The organism is Sphingomonas suaedae, assembly GCF_007833215.1.
Lineage (GTDB): Bacteria > Pseudomonadota > Alphaproteobacteria > Sphingomonadales > Sphingomonadaceae > Sphingomonas > Sphingomonas suaedae.
In genome coordinates this window covers 1,941,603-1,965,643 of record NZ_CP042239.1, presented here as the reverse complement: position 1 = coordinate 1,965,643, position 24,041 = coordinate 1,941,603, and the positions used below count along the sequence as shown (strand labels likewise).

Here is a 24,041-nt window from a genome sequence, read left to right as displayed (position 1 = left end):
TGGTCACGCATGTTGCCGCTCCGCATGTCGGGCAACGACAGGTGCGCGGACAAGGCCAAACAGGTCGCGGGGGTCTGCCGGTTCTGCGATCAAATCGAGCCTGCGCGTATAATCGCCTGCACCCAGCAGATCGTAAAGATAAGACAGGGCAGAGAAATCCTCGATTCCAAATCCGACCGAATCGAAGATCGTGATCTCGTCCGCCGAACTGCGGCCCGGCGCGTCGCCGGTGATCACACGCCAGATTTCGGTGACCGGAAAGTCTGCCGGCATTTGCTGGATCTCACCCTCGATCCGGGTCTGCTCGGGATATTCGACGAACACCGTGCCCCGCGAAAGGATGGCGGGTGCCAGTTCGGTCTTGCCCGGGCAATCGCCGCCTACCGCATTGATATGCGTCCCGCTGCCGATCATGTTGTCGGACAGGATTGTCGCTCTGGCCTTGTCCGCGGTGACGGTGGTGACGATATCCGCCCCCAGCACGGCGTCGGGCGCTGACCGGGCAGCGACGACGTCGAAGCCGAGGCCTGCCATATTGGCGCGGAACTTGTCGGTTGCGGCCGGGTCGATATCCCATATTTGCAACCGATCGATGCCGAGCAACGCGCGAAAGCCGAGCGCCTGAAATTCGGACTGGGCGCCCAGGCCGATGAGCGCCATGACGCGGCTTGCGGGCGGGGCCAGGTAGCGCGCGACCAATGCCGAGGTTGCAGCGGTCCGCAGGGCGGTCAGCAGGGTCATCTCGCTCAACAGCACGGGATACCCCGTATCGACATCCGACAGCACGCCGAACGCGGCAACGGTCTGCAGGCCGTGCCGGGTATTTTTCGGATGGCCGTTCACATATTTGAAGCTGAACCGCGCGCGATCGGCCGCAGGCATCAGTTCGATCACGCCGTCGGGCGAATGGCTGGCATAGCGGGGTGCCTTGTCGAATTCCTCCCAGCGGCGGAAATCGGCTTCGATCCGCTCGGCGATGCCGGTGATGAACGGTTCGACCCCGATCGCCGCCACCAGCCTGCTGAGATCCTCCACACCGACATAGAGTGTCATGTTGCGCCTTCCTCCTGGCAATTGGAGAGAGGTTAGCCAGGCAGCTTGTCAGCAAAAATTGCAGGATTGCCAATCATACGGCGCTCTGCTTGGCATAATGAAATGCAGCATTGGACAATTTGCACATGATCATCCTCGACTCGCTCGATCGCCAGCTGATCGCGTTGCTTCGTGCCGACGGACGCGCGCCGGTTTCGCGGCTGGCTACCGCATTGAAAGTGTCGCGCGCGACGGTGCAGGCGCGGCTCGACCGGCTGCTTCAGTCGGGTGCGATTCTGGGCTTCACCGTGCGCGCCGAGGAACAGGGCGGGCGCGAAGGGGTGCGTGCGATCACGATGATCGAAGTGGCCGGTGCCTCGACCAGCGCCGTCATCCGCGCACTTCGCGGCCTGCGCGAAATCACCGCTCTGCACACCACCAACGGCGCCTGGGACCTTGTCGCGGAAATCCATGCCGAGTCGCTGAGCGATCTCGACCGCATCCTTCGCGAACTGCGAACGGTGAACGGCGTGCTGAACAGCGAGACGAGCATCCTGTTGCGCTCGGTGCAGTGACGGTGGGAAACGGAACCATGGCGCCGGGTTCGCGACGTCTGCGCATGATCACTCTGGATACCGCGTTGCGACCGCTCGCCATGCAGGACAGCAGCGCGCTGGCGGTGGCGGGGTGGCTGATCCGCTCTCCTGCAGGCCACTAGACCCTTCCGACGGGTCACCCGGTTTCCGCGCTCCAGTTTATGCAGGACGTGTGATGCGCAGTTCGGCTGCGGCAAGCGCCCCCGGATCGTTCAGATTTTCGAAGGGGTCGTCACCCGGCATGTGAGGCCAGATGACGTCGACCAGATCGCGGGTGACGGCAAAGCGGCGCAGCGACATGCCCCCGGCCAGCAGATAGACATTCAGCGCGGGCTCGTCCACGCGCCACAGGGCCGCGAGGGGCTGATGCTGCTGATTGATGACCGGCATTGCCACATCACGGCTGGCAATCGCATCGACCAGGGTCGCGACCAAATTTCCGGGCAGGAACGGCTGGTCGCATCCGATCAGAAGAACATGCTGGCGCCCTTGAGCGCACGCAAAGCGGAACGCACTTTCAAGCGCGCTGATCGGGCCGATGCCGGCGCGCGCGTCGTGAAGCAGCGGCAGATGGCTCGTGGTCACCTGGTCCCGGTCGCGCACCGCCAGCGCGACGCAATCGGACTGAGCTTCCGCGATTGCGATCGCCCGGTCGAGCAGACTTTGTCCGCCAAGCTGGCGAAGGGGCTTGTCTCCGCCCATCCGCAGTCCTGCGCCGCCAGCGGCGATGACGATAGCGGGGGCAATCATGGTTCTGGCCTGTTTGGGTTCACTGCCTGCACTGCATAGCGATACCCGGCGGCGTTGGAAATCGGACCGGTGCGTGGTGCCCCGCGCCGCGCCGCCGGTATCGAGAGGCTCAACCTTCTCGACAAATTCGAGCAAACGGTGTCGGCGGGAGCAAGCGCCGCGTGCCGGAAAAGAACCACCGACGTCGTCGGATTTGGGTATCCGAGGCCAAGTGTAACTTGAGTGCACCCGATTTGTAACACGCGGTGGTTAGGCGCGCAGCATGTCAGTGCCTTCGCACCATCGCGCGCAATGGCTTGCCCGCTTCATCCTGCCACATGAAGGCGAGTTGCGAGCGTGGCTGGCGCGCCGTCCGCTGGTGGGGCTGGACATCGACGACGTCGTGCAGGAGTCCTATGCGATCCTGGCCGGTCTCGCGGCGGTGGATCATATCCGCAATCCGCGCACGTATCTGTTCGAAGTCGCGAAATCGGTCTGCCTGCAAGCGCTGCGGCGTTCGCAAGTGGTCCCGTTCGGCGCATTGACGGATATCGAGGCGCTGGAGATCCCCTGTGACGCGCCCGGCCCGGAAGCGGTCGCGGCGGGGCGGCAGGAACTGGAACAGGTCGCGGTGTTAATCGCCACTTTGCCCCCCAAATGCCGGGAAGCCATCTTGCTGCGCAAAGTGCATCAACTGCCGCAACGCCAGATTGCCGAACGCATGGGTATTTCGGAATCGACGGTCGAAAAGCATATCGGCAAAGCCCTGCGTCTGTTGGGAAGTGCAATCGGCTATGGCGGAAACCCGCCTTTGTCGGCATCTATCTCGCGTGACAGCCGACCCGCCCGAACCGACGCACCTGAAAACCGCCTCCGAAATTGACGCGGCGGCCGCCGACTGGGTGGCGCGCATCGACGGCCGCTCGCTCGACCCGGTGGAGGAAGCGGCGTTCGCTTCCTGGCTGGAGGCAGACAGCCGCCATGCGGGAGCCTATGCCCGGGCGCTGGCGGTCAATGCATATTTCGACCGCGCGGCGGCGCTCGGCCCCGATTTCGCACCCGTGGAGCCTGCGAACTCCCCACCTGCCGGATACCCCATTCGGCTCAGACGCCGTGCGGCGATACTGGGTGGAGGGGCGTTGCTGGCGGCCTCGGCAGTCGGAATCCTGGGCTGGTCTCTCGCCACCAAAGCGGATGCGATCGAGACCGTCAAAGGGGATCTGCGCCGTGTGACTCTCGCCGAAGGGTCCGCGATCACGCTGAACACGGATAGCCGCGTCGAGCCGCGGATCGAGGGGCAATTGCGCGAGGTCAAACTGGCACGCGGCGAGGCGCTGTTCGACATTGCGCCCGATCCCGACCGCCCCTTTGTCGTCCATGCAGGCGCGGTAGCGATCCGCGTGCTGGGCACGCGCTTCACCGTCCGCCGTTTCGACGATGGCACCGTCGCACTGACCGTGCTCGAAGGGCTGGTCGAGGTTGTGTCCGACGACGGCATCCACCGCGAACGACTGTCCGGAGGCCAGCGCAGCCATATCGTGCCGGGAAGCGCCATCCGAACCGAGCGCCTGCCGCACGAGGCGCTGGAGCGCGCCGTCGGCTGGCGCAACGGCCTGATCGATCTGAACGGCATGACGCTGGAACAGGCTGCCGCAGAATATGCGCGCTATTCATCGCAGCAGATCGAGATTGCGGACCCGGCGACCCGCGCGATGAAGGTCACCGGCGTCTATTCGACCAGCGACCCAATCGGCTTCGCTCGCGCCGCTGCGCTCAGCCTTGGGCTGCGCGCGGAGCCCATCGACAACGGCGTCCGTTTGCAGCCCGGCTGACCCTCCGAACTTTTTTTGTCCCGGCGATGGCGGAACACCAGCCGCCGATCATCCAGCCCATGAACGCCCATGCTTCGGGTAATTCGGGGGACGATTTCGTGCATTTCAAATCCATGCTGGGCTGCGGCGTCGCCGTGGCCGCCGTGACGCTTTCCACCGCCGCTGCCGCGCAGACCATCAATTTCGATATTCCCGAACAAAGCCTGCCTGCCGCGATTTCCGCGTTCGGGCGGCAGACAGGTCTTCAGATCGTCGCACCGGCCGCTGGTTTCGAACAGGTCCGTTCGCGCGCGCTCAGCGGCCGGATGGACGCGCGCGTCGCACTGCGCAGGCTGATTGCAGGAACCGGGCTGGAAATCGCATCGGATCAAGGCGGCGTCATCGTGCTGCGCGCCAGTGGGGCACGTGCGCCGGGACCTTCGACCGGCGCATCCGTCACCGCCGCCCGCGCCGGACAATCCGCCGGGCGGCGGACCGGTGAAGGCGTGATTGCCGGACAGGTCATCGATCCGGCAACGGGCGAGTATCTGCGCAACGCCATCGTCGAGGTTCGGGCTGCAGACGGGCGGTCGCGGACGGTAACCTCTGGTGATCGCGGCGAATATCGTCTGGCTGGCGTGCCCGCCGGCCCCGCACAGCTGCGCATCTCCTACACCGGCTATGCCGATCAGACCGCCACGGTCGATGTGCGTCCGGGCGAAACCGTGCGGTATGACGCATCGCTGGGCGCCACCGGACGCGCGCAGGCCGCTGGGGATGAGGAGGTCGTGATCGTCGCCGGGGTGCTTGAGGGCGATGCCCGCGCGATCATGGATCAGCGCCAGTCGATGGACATCAAGAACAACCTGTCTACCGAATCCTATGGCGACATTGCCGACGGCAATCCGGCCGAGTTCATCAAATATATGACCGGCGTCGATACCGACGGCACCACCGGATCGGCGGTCAACGTCCAGCTGCGCGGCCTGCCTGCGGCGATGACCGGGGTGACGTTCAACGGCGTCGGCCTCGCATCGGCCGACGCCAACAACGGCGCCGACACGTCGCGCGCCTTCAGTTTCGAGGGGCTGTCGCTGGCGGGCATCGATTCGATCGAGATTTCCAAGACGACCAGCGCCGATGTCGACGCCAATTCCCCGGCGGGCACGGTGAACATCCGCACCAAGCGTGCCTTCGACCGGCGCGGACGTCGCGTAACGGTGCAGTTGAGCGGCGCGACACACTGGAATATGTGGGACAAACAGTCGCGCAGCGGACCGGGCGAGGGCGGCTATAATGGGCGCAAGTTCCTGCCCAACGGCCTGGTCGAATATTCCGACACATTCTTCGACCGGCGGCTGGGCATCGTCGCCAGCGTGAGCCAGACCAACACCTATATCGAACGCGAACAGATCACGGCGGGCCGCAACTATGTGCCGACGGCGATCAGTCCGGATCCATTGGCAATCACCACGATTACGCTGTTGGAGGCCCCGCGTGAGACGGCCCGCTTTGCCGCATCGCTGAACATGGATTTCAAGGCGACCGACAACCTCATCTTCTCGCTCGTCTCCGCCTATAACCGCAGCAGCGTGTGGCAGGATTCGCTGCAACCGGTCTTTACCACCGGCGCCCGCACGCGCGGTGTCGAGGGCGACGCCGCGCTGGACATCACGACACAGCAAAGCGCGACGGCCAACACCCTGTCGGTCAATCGCACGGCGACCTACAAGATCAACAAGGGCCTGACCCTCAGCCCCAGTGTCGAGTTCCGCACCGACCGCCTGATCCTCGACGGCAATCTGCTCTATTCGGATTCGACCAGCGACTATGAGCCGCTGCGCAAAGGCGCGGTCGCAGGCTTCACCAGTTCGATCACGTCGCGCGGTAACTTCTCGGCCCAGCGCGAAAATCTCGTCGATCAGAATTGGGACATTCGCCAGCTAAGCGGGGCCGACTGGAGCGATTCAGCGTCGTTCACCCTGTCTGGTACGCCGACGATCCGCACCGACAACGGCCAATATGCCGCGACCCGCTTTACCGGAGGACAGGCGAATCTGGCGTGGATGACCGAGTTCGGTGCGGTGCCGATCGTGTTCAAAAGCGGGTTCAAGCTGCGCAACGCAGTCTATGATTTCGACGATCAGGGCGGGAATTATCTCTATCGGTACGTGGGCCCGCTCAGCAATGCCGAGTTGCTGGCGGCGGTGCGCAGTTCCAACCAGCTCTCCTATGGCGACACGGGCGTAACGGTCGCCTCGCTTTCGGGCTCTTCCGATATCTACCTCCCAAGCCCGTACAAGCTGGGTTCGATGTTCCTCAACAATCCGGAAGAATGGGAGCCGACGCAAACGGCCACCCAATGGTATGATTCCAACGTCGCCAACAAGCGTCATTTCGAGGAAAAGACCACCGCAGCCTATGTCATGGGCACGGCGGAACTGACCCCGACGCTGAAGTTCCGCGCTGGTCTGCGCTGGGAACGGACTGATACCACTGCACTGGAGTTCGATCCGCTGTCAGCCGAAGAGGTGGCCGCCGCCGGCTATGCCGTGTCCGCCTCGACCGGTCGCGCAACCACGATTGCCGGGCTGGAATATCAATATCTGTCGCGTCCCAAGGTAGAACGCACGGGTAACTACGACTATTTCTTCCCCAGCGCGTCGCTGAAATATCAGATCACGCGCGGCACCGAACTGCATCTGGGCTATAGCCGGACCATTACGCGTCCTGAAGTCAATGTGCTCGCCGGGGTGTGGTCGGTCGACGATATCGACCTGATCGTCCGCGCACCCAATCCGAACCTCAAGCCGTCGATCTCCGACAATTTCTCCGCCCGCCTCGCCCATTATTTCGAGCCGGTCGGCATGGTCGCGGTCAATTTCTATATGAACCGGGTCAAGGGCCTGTTCCAGAGCCAGGAAATGACCGCCGAGGAGTTTGGCAACACCGATCCGCGCTATGCCGGATATACGTTCGTAACGACGCAGACGGTGAGCGGGGACGCCGTCAACATCCGTGGGCTAGAGGTCGAGTTCAACCATGCGATGACCTATCTGCCCGGGCCGCTCGACGGCCTCTCGGTCCGGGGATCGTTCATGTATAACGATCCCGACGTGCCGATCGTCCGGGTCGCGGACAAGGTCGGCACGCTGTCGCTGTCCTATAAAAAGGGGCCGGTCCGCCTCTATTTCAACAGCATCTGGACCGACGACAAATATCGCAGCACGACGCCGTCCTGGTTCGCGCGCCGTCTGGATGCCAGCGTATCGGGCGCCTATCGGATCGACCGCAATTTCGAGGCGTTCTTCTCGATCCGCAACCTGCTGACCAAGCCGCTCAACGTGATGGTACCGGGCAGCCTCGCGACGTCCGGGAATATCGGCGACCATAGCGCGATCTACGTCAACAACGGCACGTCGGGGACCATCGGCATCCGCGTTCGTCTGTGATGCCGAACATATACCGGGAACGGAAAATCACCATGCAGACGAACTGGTACGGCCTCGCCCTGTCGGCGGCGCTCATCCTGTCGGTGGCGCCCGCCGACGCCCAGACCGCGCCAACGCCGCCGCTGGGCAAGGCCCCGGCGGCGTTGGAACTGGGCAAGCCGCTATCGCCCTGGCAGACGGGGATGCTGGACATTCATCACATCAATACCGGGCGGGGCGAGGCGTCGTTCCTGATCCTCCCCGATGGCACCAACATGCTGGTCGATGCCAGTGGCAAGACGGTCGAGACGCCGCCCTTTTCCCTCCCCACCAGGCCCGACGCCTCACGTCCGCCGGGCGAATGGGTGGCGCGCTATATTGCCAGGCTGCTTCCGGCGACCAAGGCGCGCGGCATCGACTATGCGCTGATCTCGCATTTTCATGGCGACCATATGGGCGCGATCGTGGCGGACTCGCCGCGCGCGCGTGCCGGTGGCTATCGGTTGAGCGGTATCACCGAGATTGCCGAGCATCTGCCGATCCTCACGGTCATCGACCGGGCATGGCCGGACTATAACTATCCGGAACCGGTCAAGGGGCGCACGGTCGCGAATTATCGGCGCTTTCTCGCGTGGCAGGCCCAGAATCGCGGGTTGCGCGCCGAACGCTTCGTGCCGGGGCGCAACGACCAGTTGACGCTGCGCCATGCGCCGAAAGACTATCCGCAGTTCGAAATCCGCAACCTCTACGCAAACGGCACGGTCTGGTCCGGCACAGGCTCCGGCAGCCGCGCGCTCTTCCCCTCGCTGCAAGGCATGTCGCCAAAGGACATGCCGAACGAGAACAAGCTCAGCATCGCCTTTCGCGTCACCTATGGCCGGTTCGACTATTTCACCGGCGGCGACCTCTCCGCGCTGGAGGACGAAACGCTTTCCCCGGAACAGGGGTGGAAGCATGTCGAAACGCCGGTGGCGCTGGCGAGCGGTCCCGTCGACGCGATGAAGGCCAATCACCACGGAAGCTGGGACGCGAACAGCGCGCCCTTCCTGCGCCTGTTGCGCCCGCGCGTCATCGTCATCCCCTCCCGCGCAGAGGGGCATCCATCGGTCAACACGTTCAAGCGAATGACCTCCCAGGCCACCTGGCCGGGGCCGCGCGATATCTTCATCACCAATGTCTCCCCGGCCACCTTCACGACCACCTATGGCGTCGAAAAGGCCGCGAGCACGCAGGGCCATGTCGTTATCCGCGTCGCTCCGGGCGGAGCGAGCTACCGCGTCTTCGTGCTCGACGACACCGATGAAGCCCAGCGCGTAAAGGCCGTGTTCGGTCCCTATGCCAGCCAGTGACCCCTCCCACGCCTCCGGAGATTTCGCCATGACCATCCGCCGCACGCTCGCGACCTGTGGGTTCGCACTGTTGACGATGCTGTCCGTTCCACTCGCGGCGGCGGAAGGCTATCGCACCGGCGCGTGCGGAGACTTCACGGTCGGCGTCATTCCCGACACCCAGAACTATGTCGATTACCGGCATCAGAAATCCGCCGGGTTCCCATTCGACGCGGCCGAGCAATATTATCGGCAGATGCAGTGGATCGGCGAAAACGCCCGCAGCGCAGGCGGCGATATCGTCTTTGCCACCCATGTCGGCGACATCTGGCAACATTATTCGGTGTGGATGGACCCCGACCATGCCGCACGCGGGTTCAAGTGGATGTCCAATGGCGGCTCCGAAGTCGCGATGTCGCCCAAGGTCCAGACCCGCGCGTTCGAGATCCCGGTCGCGGTGCAGGGGTTTGAGCTGATCGCGGGCAAGCTGCCCTTTTCGGTCGTGCCGGGCAACCATGACATGGATGCGTTGTGGACCGATCCGGCCCATCCGCCCAAGCCCGAAACCGGCGCGGCGGGCGTGCGCCATGTCGGCGGATTGCGCGGATTTCAGTCCGCTTTTTCCGACACCTCGCCCTTCTTCGCCGGACAGCCCTGGTACGTCGCCTCGCACGATGGCGGCGCGGACAGCGCCCAGGTCTTCACCGCCGGGAAATGCCGGTTCCTGCACATCGCGCTTCAATATCACGCGCCCGACGCCTCGCTTGCCTGGGCCAGCGGCGTGGTCGCGCGGTTCGCCGGGCTGCCCACCATCGTCTCGACCCACGACTATCTCGGCCGCGACGGCAAGCGCCACATGAAGTCAAACCCGCGCAACAGCATCCTAGACCCGCGCGACAATGATCCGGAAATGATGTGGGACGAATTCATCAGCCGCCACGACCAGATTTTCATGGTGCTCAGCGGCCATGTCGGCGGGCAGGGATTCAGCATCGACACCAATCGCGCGGGCAGCCGCGTCTATCAGGTGATGGCCGACTATCAGGGCCGCGGCCAGACCGCGAAGGAAGCCGGTGCCGAGGGCAAGCAGATCGGCGACGGCTGGATGCGCCTGATGCAGTTCCGCCTCGATGGCGCGCAACCGTCGATCAGGGTCCGCACCTATTCCACCCATTATGGCAAGTTCGCGTCCGAGCTTCCGACTTATGCCGACTGGTACAAGGCGCGGGACCGGCAGGCCGCGCTGTCCGATGCGGACTATCTCAAGCGCGACGAGTTCACGATTGAGCTGACCGACTTCCACCGCCGCTTCGGCGCTCCGGGTAAACCGTGAGGTGGCGACCCGCACGTCTTGGCCAGCCTGGGTCATGCTGAACGAACTGCCACCTTGGCTGGTCAGATTGATCACGCGAGCCTCATATCAGGTCGCATGGCCGTATCCGGTCACCCCCTCGCGGAACCAGCAAGCGCATCCGGCAATGAGCTGCGAATCCATGGTGAGGCCAACTCATAAGCATGGCCGATTTGCAGAACCGGCAGATCGGCATGATTGGGACCGATGATCTGAAGGCCGATGGGCAGCTTGCGCGCGCCCCCGAACCCCGCCGGCACGGCAAGCGTTGGCAGCCCGGCCATGGTCGGCGGCAGCGTGACTTCCATCCAGCGGTGATAGCTGTCCATCGCCTGTCCGGCGATTTCGCGCGGCCAGCGGGTCTCGACATCGAACGGGAACACCTGTGCCGACGGCAGAACAAGAAAGTCATACCGTTCGAACAGCTCGCGAAACGCCTGATAGAGGCGCGAGCGCGCCTGCGACGCTTCGGCGACCTGACGCCCGGTGAGCTTGAGATAACCCTCGACCTCCCAGATTGCTTCGGGCTGGAGCAGCGCGCGCTTTGCCGGATCGGTGTAATAGTCGTGCAGGTCCGAACCGACCGACCAGTGCCGCAACGTCACCGCCGTCCGCCACATTTCGGCAGCGGACATTGACAGCTTTGCCTCTTCGACCTCCATCCCGATGGCGCGAAACGCCGACAGTGCCTGCGTGCAGGTTTCGAGGACACCGGCTTCGGTCGCGAATCCACCCTGAAGATCGCCCAGCCAGCCGATCCGTCGTCCCTTCCAGTTCCGATCCAGCGGTGCGGCGAACTGCGCCGGATCGCCGGTCAGGGAAAATGGCGCACGCGGATCGCCACCCGCCTGCACCGACAGCATGAGCGCAAGGTCACGGACCCGACGTGCCATCGGACCCGATGTGGCAAAGGTCTGGCCGAACACATCGCTCGACGGGACCGACGGAACCCGCCCGAAGGAAGGGCGGAATCCGAAGATGTTGTTCCAGCCTGCAGGATTGCGCAGCGACCCGCCAAAATCGCTGCCATCGCCAAGCGGCATCATGCGCAGGGCGAGCGCCACCGCGGTGCCGCCACTGCTCCCCCCTGCCGAAACCGCCGGATTCCACGCATTGCGGGTGATCCCGAATACAGAGTTATAAGTGTGCGACCCCAGCGCGAACTCCGGGACATTGGTCTTGCCGATGAAGATCGCCCCGGCATCGCGCATCCGCGACACGACCAGCGAGTCCGCATCGGGAATGTTGTTCCGCAAGATCGGCGTGCCCTGGGTCGAGGCGATGCCGCGTGTGGGCGCGGTGTCCTTTACCGCATGGGGAAAGCCATGCAGTACGCCCCGAAACCGACCCTTTGCCGCGTCTTCGTCACAGGCGGCGGCAGTCTGCATCAACCGATCCGGCGAAACCCGTGAGACGATGGCGTTGAACCGGGGATTGAGCCGGTCGATCTGCGCCAAATGCGCGGCCATGACTTCACGGCTGGAGATATCGCGCCGTCGCAGTCCGGCGGCAAGATCGACCGCATCCATGTTGACAAGGCTGGTCGAAGACTCCTGCCTCGTCGCTGCCAGGGCACCGCTCGCAGCCATGACTGCCGGTGCCGCCAGGATCGTGCGACGGGATAGAGTCATGCCGCCGGGGTGACCCTGACCCTGCATGGACTTGGGCGAATTGCGGTTGGGCACGAACATATCTCCCTACAAATGTCCTCGGCGCGTCAAAGATGAGCGTCGAACCAGGCGAGCACCCGGCGCTGCATGTCGCGCTGATGCTCGAATTCCGAAATCCAATGGGATTCGCGGGGGTAGATGACCATCCGGGCGTCCTTGCCCAGCAATTGCAGACCACGATAAAAGCCCAGTCCCTGCGCCAACGGCACGCGCCGGTCCTGCTCACCGTGCAGGACCAATACAGGCACCTTCACCCGGTCAACTGCGCGCAGGGGCGACGATGCATCCATTTGCGCAAGGGCAGAGGGCGGCAAACCGAAATAGGCGGTGACGAAATCGGGGGTATCCGTCGACAGGGCCATCGTGAGCGGGTCGGTCACCGCCGCACCGACGATTGCGGTCTTGAACCGGCTATCGTGCGTCACCGCCCATGCCGAGAGGAACCCGCCATAGCTCCAGCCGCCAATGCCGATGCGCGCAGGGTCGGCGATGTTCCGCGCGACCAGCATGTCGACGCCATCGGCGACGTCCTGATAGTCGCGGCTGCCCCAGCCCCCTTTTGTCGCGCGCGCGAAATCGGTGCCCTGTCCGGACGAACCGCGCGGGTTGGGCAACAGCACCACATAGCCATTGCTGGCGAGGATGTGCGCCCAGTTCATCCAGCTGCCCTGCCAGCCCGCACTCCAGTTATCATGCGGCCCGCCATGGGCGAGAACGACCGTTTTGCGCGGAACGCCCCCGACAAATGCTGGCGGCTTCACCAGAACCCCATAGACCGGGCGTCCGTCGCGGCTGCTATTCCAGCTGACGTGTTCGACCTTGCCCAGAGCCCAGCTGCGGATCTGCGGATTAACGTCGGTCAGCAGCCGCAGCGCGCCATGGCGATAGACCCAGACATCCGCCGACCGATCGGGCTGATCGCCGGTTAGGGCGATGCTGCCATCCGCCGCCGTCGCGAACCCGTCGATGCGTCCATCGAACGCGACCAGCGGGCGAAAGCGATCCGTTGGAACATCCACGCTATACAAGATGTCGCGGCTGTGGACGGCGGTGCGCGCCAGCACCGTGCGGTTGTCGCGATACCATTCGACCTGCCGGATGGTGCCGTCGAGCTTCGCCCCCAACTGCTTTACCGCGCCGCTGGCTACATCCGCGACATAGGCGCGAATGCCCACCACGTTCGCTTCGGGCGCGATGAAGGCTAGCCGGCGGCCGTCGGGCGACCAGCTTCCGGTGCTATACACCTTGTCGAACAGCTTGCGTTCGACGCTGCCCGTGGTCGCATCGAGCACCAGCAGTTCGGAATGATAGAAATGGTCGTTCAGCCCTGTCGTCGCCGCAGCGCGAACCGCCAGGCGCTGGCCGTCCGGCGACCAGTTGAGGTCCGAAACGGCCCGTCCGGCGACAGCGATGCGACGCAAATGACGCGAGGTCAGGTCGAGCAACCACAGGCGCGAAAGATCGCGCGGCGCATCCACCTCGACCCAGTCCCGCTTGGCTGCGCGCTCCGCCTTTGCATCAGCCGTGAGTGGGTCCGGAGCGATTAATGCGATCGTCTGCCCGTCGGGGGACCAGCGAAAGCGCCGGATATCCCGGTCGAGTGCGGTCAGCGGTTGCGCCTCCCCGCCATCGAGCGCGATCAGCCACAATTGACGCGACGGATCGCCTGCGCCCGGCTTTGCCGATGGCTTCGTTTCCGGGTCGATATCGACACCGGCGACACCGCCCAAGCTGGCGTTCGGACGATTGGACAGGAAGGCGATCCGGTCGCCCGCCGGGGACCATTGCGGGCTGTCGTCGAGCATCGCGCCATGCGTCAATCGACGCGGCGCGGAACTGCCGTCTGCGGCGACGATCCAGATCGTGGATCGACCGGGGCCGTTGGCGATCTTTTGCCGGGTGACATAGGCAATGTGACGACCGTCCGGTGAGATGGCGGTTTCGGTCACATCGGTCAGGCCGAGGATATCCTCAGCCCCGACGGTGCGGGACGCACGTTGCTGCACGTCCGCCTGGGGCTGCGCAACCACCGCCGGGGTCGCCGCTGCGGACAGCAAGAGGCAGGCCGCCAGAATGTGCCTTCGCGGCGATGCGGCACGAAGCCGGTGCGAGCCATTGACCATCTTGCGCCCTTTCCGACGATCGATGTCGAACCGTCGGGGGGACGGACAGTCGGCCCCCGACGGTCGCGACATGTTCTTGGCGATCAGAACGACAGGCGTGCGCCGACCGACATATAGCGACCGATCACGTCGTAATAGGGCGTGAAGGTCGAGTGCAGCGGCGGATCCTTGTCGAACAGGTTGGACACGCTGCCATAGAGTTCAAACTGCTTGCCCGCGCCGACCTGCACCTTCTGGCTCAGTTGCAGATCGACATAGAGATAGGCGGGGATGTGGTTGTTGGCCAGCGTCGGGCGCGTGCGATCCCAATAGCCCGCCGAAATAAACCGCCCACGCACCATCCCGCTGAAGCTGTCGCTGGCATAGCCGATCGAGGCGTTCGCCCGCACCCGCGGCGTACCATCGGTAAAAGCATAGCCCTGCGTTCCGACATACTGGATATTGGTAATGCCATCGTCCTTGGTGGAGCTGTTCACCCAGGTGCCGATCAGGCGGAAATTGACGCGCCCGTTCGCGGCGTTGTTGACTGGCAGGGTATAGGCCAGTTCCGCGTCGATTCCGTCGGTCTTGAACTCGGCAAGGTTCACCTGCGACGAGGATATGCTGGTGATGATGCCTGCGGCGTTGCGTTGAACGTAACGGCACAGATCCGCGTTCCCGGCAAAGCAGCGGTCGACGATATTCTGGCCGCCCAGCGACGAGATGACGTCCTTGATCGAAATGTTGAAATAATCGACCGACGCGGTCAGGCCCCGCATTGGCGCAGCAGTGAATCCTGCGGTCCAGGTATCCGCATATTCAGGGTTGAGCAGCGGGTTGCCGCCGCCAGCGACCAGGGTGCTGACCGTGCCGAGTTGCGGATTTTCCGGATCGACGATGCCGGTATAGGCAATGGTCGGCGTGGTATAGAGTTCGGCGACATTGGGCGCGCGGATATCGCGGGAGCGGGTTAGGCGCCCGATCAGGCCAGGCACGAACTCATTGGTCGCGCCGACCTTCCACGACCAGATGGTACCACTGGTGCTATAGTCGGACACGCGCACCGCACCGTTCAGCTCCAGCTTGCGCAACAGGGGGACGTCGCGCACCACCGGCACGACGATTTCGCCGAATGCTTCCTTGACGTTGTACCGACCGGCATAGCCGCTGAAGTTAAACCCGCTATAGGCGCGCGCTTCGTCCATCTCGCTGATGTCGGCGGTGGTGGACAGGTTGCGTCCCTCTGCGCCGATCGCGATCGACACCGGCCCTGCCGGCAGGTCGAACGGCTCGCCGCGCAGCGAGACACCATAGGTATCGAGCTTGTCGAGCGCATCGAACGCCGGTGTGCCGGTCACATACTCGATCGCGGCCTGATCCGGCGCTCCCGCGCCGAACAGGTTGATCGGAACGCAATCGGTGTTCGGATTGGTCAGCGCGATGCGGCAGATCGGCTCGTTCGTCGTCGGGCTGAGAACCGAATCTACCGCGTTGGCGAAGTTCTCGGTAATCAGGAAACCCGGCGTCCGCAGCTTGTTGCGATATTCGCCGTGGCTGTAATAGGCGCTGTAGCGCCAGCGCCCTTCGCCGAAGCTGCCGTCGAGCGCGACCGACCCCTGAATGTTGCGCCGATCGACATCGATATCCGCGAACGAAAGGTCGCCGTTGAAGCGCGACAGGTTGAAGCTGCTTTGCCCGGCTGCCGTCATCTGCGCGCTGATCTCCGGGCGCAGAAAGGCGTTGTCGGACCGGATGACGACATTGTCCGTGTGGCTGGCGAACCAGGGGTAGCTGTTATAATAGCGCGAATAGCGCAGATCGGCGCTGAGCTTCAGCGTGTCGGTCAGCTCGTAAGATGCCTTGCCCATCACCGCGTAGCGACGCTGTGGTACGACCAGAACGCTGATATCGTCGTTGGAGGGCGCTTCGCCGCCGATCATGCTGCTGCCGACGACGATGCCCAGATCGGGCGTCCGCAACGTCCCGTCGGGATTGAAGCCATAGCCTTTCAGCACGCCCGAATTGATGTAGCCGCCGACGAGCCGGGTGGAATAACCGACATCGGGCGTCAGCGCGGTATTGCCCATCGTGGACCAGCGACCGGTATTCGCACGCGCAGTTCGGGGGGCGATGCCGTCATTGTCGACATATTCGCCGCCGAAAACGAAATAGCCGCGCCCATCGGCGAAAGAGGTCCCGAACTTGCCCTCGAACTTATATTGCTGGGCATCGCCGCGTGAGGAGACCCCGGCCTCTGCGCCAAGGCGGAGACCTTGATATTTGTCGTCGATGAGCAGGTTGACCACACCGGCCACCGCATCCGATCCCCAGGCGGCGGACGCGCCGCCGGTCACGATATCGACACTCCTGACCATGATCGAAGGGACCGTGTTCAGATCGTCATTGACCATCCGCCGGCCGTCCAGAAGAAGAAGCGAACGCTTGTCGCCAAGACCGCGGATATTGACCGGAAAGCGACCTGCTCCGACGTTTGTGCTCGACGTCACCGGGGATTCCGCAGCCTTGAACTGGGGCAGTTCGGCAAGTGCAGCGCCCAGATTGGGCTGGCTTACGACCTGCAGCTCGTCCTGCGTCACCCGCAGCAACGGCGTCGGCGATTCATATCCAGGGCGGTCGATCCGCGTTCCCGTGACGACGACGTCCTCCACATCGGGCTGTGCGGTGGAGGGAGATTCGGCCGCGGCACCGGGGCTGACCTGGGCTTGCGACTGCGAAATCCGCTGCTGTGTGGGTTCGGCGGCACGGATGATGATGATCCCATTGGCATCCATCCGGCTTGCCGACAGTCCGGTCCCTTCAAGCAGACGACGCAGCCCCTCCTCGACGGTGAAATTGCCCTTCACGCGGTTGGTCCGCTTGGCCTGGACGAGTGCGCCGCTGGCAAGGATCTGCACGCCAGCCTGTTTCGCAAACGCCGGAATGCCGCGCGCAGCGGGCTGTGCCGGCACATCGATCGCCCTGCTTTGCGCCGCTGCTGCCGGAACGGCAATCGCGGTCATGGCAACCGCAGCTGCGCCCGCCATCAGGCAGGAGTGGATCGTCTGACCGGAACTATATACGCGCATATTCTCGCTCCCCCGGGGCCGCGTTGGCAGATGGCCTCCAATTGAGAGGACGGGCGGCGTGATCGTTTCCGATGACCCATTACAAAAAAATGACGCCACGGCAGAGATAGCCCGGCTTCCAATCGCGGTCGTAAACCAGCCGCCGCATCTTGCGCCAAGGCATCCAGTTCAGCGAGAGAGATGGATGGTCTCACCCTCGACCGTGACCGTCGCGCCCAGCGCCGTTCCTGCGGCGCGCGCAAATTGTTCGGGCTGATCCACGCGGAAATAACCCACCATCGGTTCGCGAAGCAGGTTCACATTTTCAACCACCAGCTGGCGCTTGTTATAGCGATTAAGCTCAGCCACCGCATAGGCCAGCGTTTCGCCGTTGAGGGCAAGCTCGCCCGTGCGCCATGCGATGGTGCGTTCCGCGCCGTCCGGCACGGTCTTTACCTCGATCACGGGCGCTTCATTGGCGACAAAGCCCTGCGATCCGGCCGCGATCCGGGTGCGACGCATCTCGCCCCCTTCGGACCAGACTTCGACGACCCCTTCAGTCACCACGATGCTCGCACCATTTGCGCGGCGGCGGACGGAAAACGCGGTGCCAACCGCCTCGACCCGAACCTCTCCCGCTTCGACGACGAACGGGCGCTTCGTGTCATGCGCGACCTGGAACCATGCCTCTCCCGCCTTCAATGTTACGGAGCGGCGCGTGCCGGCCATGGTGACGGCGATGTCGCTGGCGGTGTTGACCGAAGCAACCGAACCGTCCGGCAGGGGAACGCGGCGGATTTCGCCTATGGCCGTGCGAATTTCCATCGGCGCCGGCTGGAGCAGATAGGCACCCGACAAGCTGGTCGCCACCACCACCGCAGCCACGCCGCCAGTGGCGAGAAATGACCGCCGGGACCATCCGCGCGACGGTGCCGAACCGGCATCATCCATCACGCGGTCGGTCAGCGCACGCCCGCGATTGAGATACGCCAATGTCGCTTCGGCACGCAGCAGCGCGCCGTGGCGGCGCGGGTCCGCGCGCAACCATTCCTCCAGTTCGCGCTGCCCGTCGCTGTCGAGCGTTCCGTTCTCCACCCGGATCGCCCAGCGCGCGGCATCGTCGTCATTTGCGCTGCTCGTCACCCTCTCGTTCTTTCATCTTGCGATTGCGCGTGCGAACCACACCTTCGTCACCCGCTGCAATCGCCTTCATAATCAGTTTCAGGCCCCGGATTGCCTGGGCCTCGACCGTATGCTCCGGCAAGTTCATCCGAACGGCGATCTCCCGCTGCGGCAAACCTTGGATTCGACGCATCTCAAAGATTTCTCGGCACCGATCGGGCAATCCGGCAATCAACATTTGTACGCGATCCAGCTCCATCCGCGCGCTCACGCGACGCTCCGGCCCCGGATCTTCGTCGACCAGCGTCAACGCCTCCGCTTCGGTCATGCTGTCAATGCGGACGATCCGGTTCCTGCGGATTCGGTCCAGCAAGACCGAGCGCGCGGTTGCGAAAAAATAGGCGCGTCCACTGCGGATGTGGGCAACGCTGTCGAGCCGGGAAATCTTTACATAGGCGTCCTGAACAATGTCTCCGATCTCATCCTCGGGCACGGCCATGCGACGCAAACGGACGCGCAGATCCCCCTCGTGCGGAACGATATTGCTCCCCACCCAGGTAATGATCTCGCGCCTGTCTCGTGCCAAATACCGATCCATCCGCCCTGACTGCTACATTGTTAGACGATCGGGGACAGCATTTCCGATGATCGAACATCATTTCCTTCGCTGAGAAGGCAGGGCCCTTGGAGCGCGGCGCCGTGACCCCGCCGACATGTGCGTCGATCTCGTTCCACAGGAAGGTCGCGGTTCGCATCGAGATGCTGCCGGCCTGTCCATCATCCGCCAGCTTCCGGGCTGGTGTCGGCACGAGTTGTCGCTCTGTGAGGCGCTCCATAGTTCATTCGTTATGGCAGCGAGAATGCCGATTACGGGCCGACACCGGGCGTGCTGGTCGCGCGAAGCTGCGCGGCCAATCAATCGTAGATTGGCCGCAATACGCTATCGAGATGATAGCGGGTCAGCGCCATCGACGCGAGGAGATCGGGTGAGCCATCATATTCGATCGACATCCAACCCTTGAACGCGTGTTGCTTGAGCAGGCGGTAAAGACCCGCAAGGTCAAGTTCGCCCAGGCCGGGCTCCCAGAACCACCGAGTCCCATCGTCAGCGATTTCCGGATCGCGGGCATAGCGGACGCTGTCCGGCTGCCTGGCCGAACCGGTATCCTTAAGGTGGAAGGTGCTGATCCGGTCGTGATAGTCGTTATAGAAGGTCAGCAGGTCTTCGCCCATGATCGCAATCTGCGCAGTGTCGATGCAATAGTGCACCAGCTTCGGATCGGTCGACTCGATCAGCTCGCGATGATTTTCGATATTGATCGCGCAGAAGAACTCGTTGTGCAGGCCGAGCTTCACGCCATGATCGGTGGCATAGCGGCCGATCTCGTTCATCACCTTGGCGCATTGCTGCACCTGTTCGCGGCTGAGCGGCCCGGTGCCGCAATAATTTTGCGTCGGGCAGGTATTCATATACTGGCCGCCGAACCTGACGATCGTGTCCACCGCCTCTCGTCCCGATCGCACGGCTTCGTCGAAATGGTCGGCGGCGTGCGAGGCATGGGCGCCGTGGAACATGCCGATCACCTCGACCCCGCGATCCTTCGCGAACGCGGTGAAGTTTTCGGGCGAACCGAACAGCGGAAGGATATCGGCCAGATCCCAGGGCGCGATCTCGATCCCGTGGAAGCCGAGCGCCGACTGGTATTTGAGGATCGTGTCCCAGTCCGAATAATAGGCGCTGTTGGTCTTGTCCTCGTAATAGAATTCACGAAAATTGTCGATCTGGCGATAGGGGATCGCCTTCCAGTGACACATGTTGGCGTAGCGGATGTTCGGCATCGCGGAAGGCTCCGTCCGTCTTAATTCAGCAGTTGGTCGAGAAGGGTGCGGATCCGCAGCAGCGCGCGGAAAGGGTCGCGCGTCTGTCGGGCGCTGAAGACGACCGGCCCGTCATAGGCCTGCCGACCGAGCAGCGCGACGATGCCGGGGATGTCGACCCCGCCGGTACCCGGGTCGCGAAACACCTGCGTCGCGCGATGCTCGGGGAATTCGGGATTGGGCGTTTTCCACGTCTCGTTCGTGTCGACGAAACTTGTGTCGGTCAGGTGGACGCAGCCGATGCGACTCTTGTGCGCGGCGATGAACGCTGCCGGATCGACCCCAGCGATCGTCAGGCTGGCAGTGTCGACGTCGAGTTTGACGCCCGCTGGCAGCGCGTCGAGCAGCGGAAGGATCCGTTCCCCGCGAAACAGGCTCCAATAGTCGTTGCGCAGCACCAGCGTGACGCCCGATGATGCCGCCTTGTCCGCCAGTCCGCGCAGCGCATCGGTCACGCGCTCGGTAAAGCCCGCGGACTTCGCTTCGAGATCGGGGTGATAATGGGCTGCGCGCCCGTAATAGGGGGAGGGGCTGATCGCGATGTAGTCGGCCCCCAGTGCAGCGGCATGGGCCACGGCCTCGCCGGCGAAATGCCCGCTCGCGCCGAAGAAGAAGTCGAGATTGTCGTTGCGCATGAACAGGTTCGGGTCGAACATCACCCCCGCGACCCGGTCGATGCCACGCTCTGCCAGCGCCGCGCGATATCCGTCGGCCGATTCATATTTGGTTTCGACGCAATAGCGGTTCATCGGCACGCCGCTGCGCCCGCCGAACTGCCACACCGGTTCATACGGGATTTCAATCGCGCGAAACCCACTCGCGCTGATCAGGGAGTAGAGTTCTTCCCAGAAATATCGGCTTTCGAACCGGTTGCGGTTCGGCTCCTGATAGTGGCGGTTGATCAGGTCGAGGCTGATCGAGATCTGGTCGCTGTTCATCACGCAATCCATTTGTCTGAGGCGCCGCCGACGATGGCGGCTGGCAGCGGGGCCGAGCTTTAGTCGGCGAGCATTCGCCGCGACTGGGCGAGCGACTGATCCATCGGCATCGTCGGGAAATATTCGAGCCCGATCGCGCCCGCATAGCCAAGGTCGCGCAGCGTCTGCCTGACCTGGTCCCAATCGACGTTCCCCGTGCCGGGTTCGTTGCGGTCGGGCATGTCGGCGACCTGCACATGGGCGACGAGATGCATGCGCCCGGCCAGTACCTGCGCCATATCCTCACCCATCACGGCGCTGTGCCAGACATCGTAGAGCAGGCGCAGGTTGGGGCTGTCGACCGCCTCGACCAGATCCAAGCCAAGCGTGGTGCTGACAAGATACATGGTGGCGAACAGCCGGGTGTTGAGCGGTTCGAGCAGCAGCATAACGCCCGCTTCCTCGGCCAGATCGGCAGCGGCGCGCAGCGCCGCCACGGCGTTCGCGAAATGCTCCTCCTCGCTCATCCCCTCGACGCGGAAGCCCGACGCGACGATCAGGTTCGGCTTGCCGAGCACCGCCGTCGCGGCGATCGTCTCACGCACCGCATCGACCATCTCGTCACGCTCCCCCGGATCGACGATCGAGCGGCGCGGATCGACGCACAGGCTGGTCAGTCGCATCCCGGTTTCGGCGAGCGCGGTCGCCAGCGCGTCGACCGGCTTGTCGCGCCAGAGATGGAATTCGGCCAGTTCGAAGCCCGCCGCCCTGGCCGCGCGCAACCGCGCGTCGAGGTCGCCGGCGTCGGCGAACTGCCATTCGATACAACTGGATAATGGATATGCCGCAGACAAAGGAATCTCTCCTGTTCTACGGCCCCGTGGTGCAATCGCACTCGTATGCCTGGCGGGTTCAGGCCCGCTATTTTGTCATCGCGACCTAGGGCTATTCGGCGGGAAGATCAAGCTGGCGCCGCGCGTTCGCCCCCCGCGGGCAGCTTGAAGACGCGCTCGGCATTGCGGTGAAAGAACAAGGCGGCGTCGGCGCGCGACATCGGTATGGCGGCTGCCTTCGCAACCGCGTCATCCTCGTCCTCGAACGGATAGTCGACCGCGAACAGCACGCGGTCCGCACCCAGGATCTCCTGACAAGTGCGGACCGCGGGCGACCAGTTGGTGCCGCTCGTGGTGATCCAGAAATTCTCGCGAAAGACGGTCGCCGGGCTGCGCTTGAGGGGACCGAGACCGCCGCCGTGCATGACCCGGTACCGATTGTCGATCCGGTCGAGATAGAAGGGGATCGCCTCGCCATTATGACCGATCACGATGCGCAGCCGGGGAAAGGTGTCGAACACTCCGGCCATGATCAGCCGCAGGATGTGCAGCGACGTCTCCGCCGCATAGCCCCAGACCGCACCTTCCAGTCCGCGTGCCGCATAGGCCGGCAGCGCGGGCGGCGCGGGATCGCGCGGGTGGATATAGATCGGCACGTCGAGCGCCTGTGCGGCCTCGAAAATGGGCCAATAGTCGCGCTCGTCGAGATAACGGCCCTTGGTGTGCGAGTTCACCACCGCGCCCTTGAGCCCGGCGCGCACCGCGCGCTCGAGTTCTTGCGCCGCCTGCGCCGGGGCCTGTGGCGCAATGGCGGCCAGCGGGGCGAACTTGTCGGGCCAGCGGCGCATCCACGTCAGTGCGCGCTCGTTGATCGACCGGGCGAGCTCGGTCGCCTGCGCCGGATCAAAAATCTGGACGCCGGGCGAGTTCACCATGATGACCTGCATGTCGACGCCAGATCGCGCCATATCCTTGAGGCGCACCTCGGGATCGAGCAAGCGCGGCCAGCGTGGATATTTGCCGCCGCCGATCATTGCCTTCAGGCCCGGCTCCTCGTCGCCGCGCGTGGCCATGTACGCGTCGATCGCATCGATCAGCTCCGGGGTCGAAAAGCCTTCCTCGGTCGCGATGCGGCGCATGCGTCCGCGCGGCGCCGCCGTTGCGGGGAGCGTGGCCGTCGCCGCGGTCGCGGCGATCAGGGTGCGGCGTGACAGGTTCATCGATGGCTCTCCCTGCGAGAAACGCGAAGCTTTATGGCGTGGGCGACGCGACCGAATTGCGCGTGCGACCCAGCCCGGCATCGGCGATCAGATAAGGTGGCAGGAGAGAAGGGTCGCGATCACGCCTCGCGCGATGGTCGCTGAACGCCGCGCACGGGCCGGCCAGATTGCGGCCTTCGGCCATATCCTCACCTAACTAGAATATAGATTCTTATATCCTGATAGGCGGAGTTAGCGGCGATGACAATGGGATGGGGCAGGGGGCCCGGTCAGCCCTCATATTGCAGGTAGGCGAGCGCCATGACCGACAATTCCGACTTCACCGTGTCCCAGATCTTGTCGTCCGCCGACTCGGCGGTCGAGCCGAGGCCGAACTGCCGCGCGGCGGTGGCGAACACGATGCGGAAGACGGCATGGGCGCGGCGTTCGGCATCCTTGGCGCGGATCTCGTCGCGGAAGGTGAGGATCGCCTTCGCCGACAAGTCCGCCGACTTTTGCGCCGTCTCGCGGCCTGGCGCGGAGACCGCGGGATCGAGCGACGCGCGCTGCATGATCGTGCGGAGCAACTGGGCATGGGTGGCCAGGAAGCCGCTATAGCCGTCGACATAGCGCGGCAGGAAATCGGCGAGCGAACTCGATTGGGCCAGGATGCCCTCGATCAGTTCACGCTCCTTTTCGACGATATTCTGAAGCTCCTCCGCGATCACGGCATGGAGCAGGCGATCCTTGCTTTCGAAGCGCAGGTAGATCGAACCGATCGACACCGCGCCGCGATCGCTCACATCCTGAAGCGTGAAGTCCTCGCTGCCCCGCTCGAGCATCAGCGCCTTCGTGGCATCCAGCATACGACGAAACGAAGCGAGGCTGCGTCCCTGACGCGGTGCGCGGCTGATCGCGCTGTCGGCGAGCGTCTGGGTCGGGGATTCCGATGGGCTTGACATGCTCGCCATAAGAAA

18 protein-coding genes are annotated in these 24,041 nt (G+C 63.9%); 6 read left to right on the top strand and 12 right to left on the bottom strand.

Annotated elements, in window-relative coordinates:
• Window positions 1-3 precede the first annotated feature (3 nt).
• A complete protein-coding gene (locus tag FPZ54_RS09335; RefSeq protein WP_145846624.1) occupies window positions 4-1,053 on the bottom strand; it encodes an ornithine cyclodeaminase in 1,050 nt (349 codons plus the stop codon).
• Window positions 1,054-1,178: 125 nt separating this feature from the next.
• On the opposite strand from FPZ54_RS09335, the gene FPZ54_RS09330 reads away from it, so the two are divergent.
• Window positions 1,179-1,607 carry an Lrp/AsnC family transcriptional regulator gene (locus FPZ54_RS09330; RefSeq protein WP_145846622.1) on the top strand — a complete coding sequence of 143 codons (429 nt, stop codon included), beginning with the start codon at window positions 1,179-1,181 and terminating at the stop codon, window positions 1,605-1,607.
• A gap of 180 nt (window positions 1,608-1,787) precedes the next feature.
• Here the strand turns inward: FPZ54_RS09330 and mobA are convergent, their stop codons facing one another.
• The gene (mobA, locus tag FPZ54_RS09325; protein WP_145846620.1) at window positions 1,788-2,378 is read right to left on the bottom strand and encodes a molybdenum cofactor guanylyltransferase; all 591 of its coding nucleotides are present in this window, start codon (window positions 2,376-2,378) and stop codon (window positions 1,788-1,790) included.
• A gap of 328 nt (window positions 2,379-2,706) precedes the next feature.
• Here mobA and FPZ54_RS09320 point away from each other — a divergent pair, with 328 nt between their 5' ends.
• From FPZ54_RS09320 to FPZ54_RS09300, 5 genes are read left to right on the top strand one after another with little or no spacing between them, the layout of a single operon-like run.
• Window positions 2,707-3,240, top strand: a complete 534-nt coding sequence (locus FPZ54_RS09320; RefSeq protein WP_222428362.1) for an RNA polymerase sigma factor — start codon at window positions 2,707-2,709, stop codon at window positions 3,238-3,240.
• Window positions 3,188-4,189 (top strand): FecR family protein, encoded by a 1,002-nt coding sequence (locus FPZ54_RS09315; protein WP_186456981.1) that lies wholly within the window; start codon window positions 3,188-3,190, stop codon window positions 4,187-4,189. The genes FPZ54_RS09320 and FPZ54_RS09315 overlap by 53 nt, the downstream gene beginning before the upstream one ends.
• Window positions 4,190-4,248: 59 nt before the next feature.
• Complete coding sequence (locus FPZ54_RS09310) at window positions 4,249-7,620, top strand: TonB-dependent receptor domain-containing protein (protein ID WP_186456980.1); 3,372 nt, start codon at window positions 4,249-4,251, stop codon at window positions 7,618-7,620.
• A gap of 32 nt (window positions 7,621-7,652) precedes the next feature.
• Complete coding sequence (locus tag FPZ54_RS09305) at window positions 7,653-8,948, top strand: ComEC/Rec2 family competence protein (protein WP_145846613.1); 1,296 nt, start codon at window positions 7,653-7,655, stop codon at window positions 8,946-8,948.
• Window positions 8,949-8,976: 28 nt separating this feature from the next.
• The gene (locus tag FPZ54_RS09300; protein WP_145846611.1) at window positions 8,977-10,260 is read left to right on the top strand and encodes a metallophosphoesterase family protein; all 1,284 of its coding nucleotides are present in this window, start codon (window positions 8,977-8,979) and stop codon (window positions 10,258-10,260) included.
• 110 nt (window positions 10,261-10,370) lie between these two features.
• Here FPZ54_RS09300 and FPZ54_RS09295 read toward each other — a convergent pair whose 3' ends face one another.
• The 10 genes from FPZ54_RS09295 to FPZ54_RS09250 all read right to left on the bottom strand — a co-directional run bounded on the left by FPZ54_RS09295 (window position 10,371) and on the right by FPZ54_RS09250 (window position 24,035).
• Complete coding sequence (locus tag FPZ54_RS09295; protein ID WP_239019783.1) at window positions 10,371-11,963, bottom strand: amidase; 1,593 nt, start codon at window positions 11,961-11,963, stop codon at window positions 10,371-10,373.
• A gap of 32 nt (window positions 11,964-11,995) precedes the next feature.
• Window positions 11,996-14,005, bottom strand: coding sequence for a S9 family peptidase (locus tag FPZ54_RS09290; protein ID WP_186456979.1), 2,010 nt, complete (start codon window positions 14,003-14,005; stop codon window positions 11,996-11,998).
• Between the two features lie 149 nt (window positions 14,006-14,154).
• Complete coding sequence (locus FPZ54_RS09285; RefSeq protein WP_145846607.1) at window positions 14,155-17,136, bottom strand: TonB-dependent receptor; 2,982 nt, start codon at window positions 17,134-17,136, stop codon at window positions 14,155-14,157.
• A gap of 168 nt (window positions 17,137-17,304) precedes the next feature.
• On the bottom strand, window positions 17,305-18,258 hold the full coding sequence (locus tag FPZ54_RS09280; RefSeq protein WP_145846606.1) for a FecR family protein: 954 nt from the start codon (window positions 18,256-18,258) through the stop codon (window positions 17,305-17,307).
• Window positions 18,239-18,835, bottom strand: a complete 597-nt coding sequence (locus FPZ54_RS09275) for an RNA polymerase sigma factor (RefSeq protein WP_145846604.1) — start codon at window positions 18,833-18,835, stop codon at window positions 18,239-18,241. Before FPZ54_RS09275 ends, FPZ54_RS09280 begins: the two co-directional genes overlap by 20 nt.
• 317 nt (window positions 18,836-19,152) lie before the next feature.
• Window positions 19,153-20,076: a sugar phosphate isomerase/epimerase family protein gene (locus tag FPZ54_RS09270; protein ID WP_145846603.1), complete on the bottom strand. Its 924-nt coding sequence runs from the start codon at window positions 20,074-20,076 to the stop codon at window positions 19,153-19,155.
• A 20-nt stretch (window positions 20,077-20,096) separates the two neighbouring features.
• Complete coding sequence (locus FPZ54_RS09265; RefSeq protein ID WP_145846601.1) at window positions 20,097-21,053, bottom strand: sugar phosphate isomerase/epimerase family protein; 957 nt, start codon at window positions 21,051-21,053, stop codon at window positions 20,097-20,099.
• Between the two features lie 59 nt (window positions 21,054-21,112).
• Complete coding sequence (locus FPZ54_RS09260; protein ID WP_145846600.1) at window positions 21,113-21,886, bottom strand: TIM barrel protein; 774 nt, start codon at window positions 21,884-21,886, stop codon at window positions 21,113-21,115.
• A 107-nt stretch (window positions 21,887-21,993) separates the two neighbouring features.
• The gene (locus FPZ54_RS09255; protein ID WP_239019782.1) at window positions 21,994-23,085 is read right to left on the bottom strand and encodes an amidohydrolase family protein; all 1,092 of its coding nucleotides are present in this window, start codon (window positions 23,083-23,085) and stop codon (window positions 21,994-21,996) included.
• 269 nt (window positions 23,086-23,354) lie between these two features.
• The gene (locus FPZ54_RS09250) at window positions 23,355-24,035 is read right to left on the bottom strand and encodes a TetR/AcrR family transcriptional regulator (protein ID WP_239019781.1); all 681 of its coding nucleotides are present in this window, start codon (window positions 24,033-24,035) and stop codon (window positions 23,355-23,357) included.
• Window positions 24,036-24,041 lie beyond the last annotated feature (6 nt).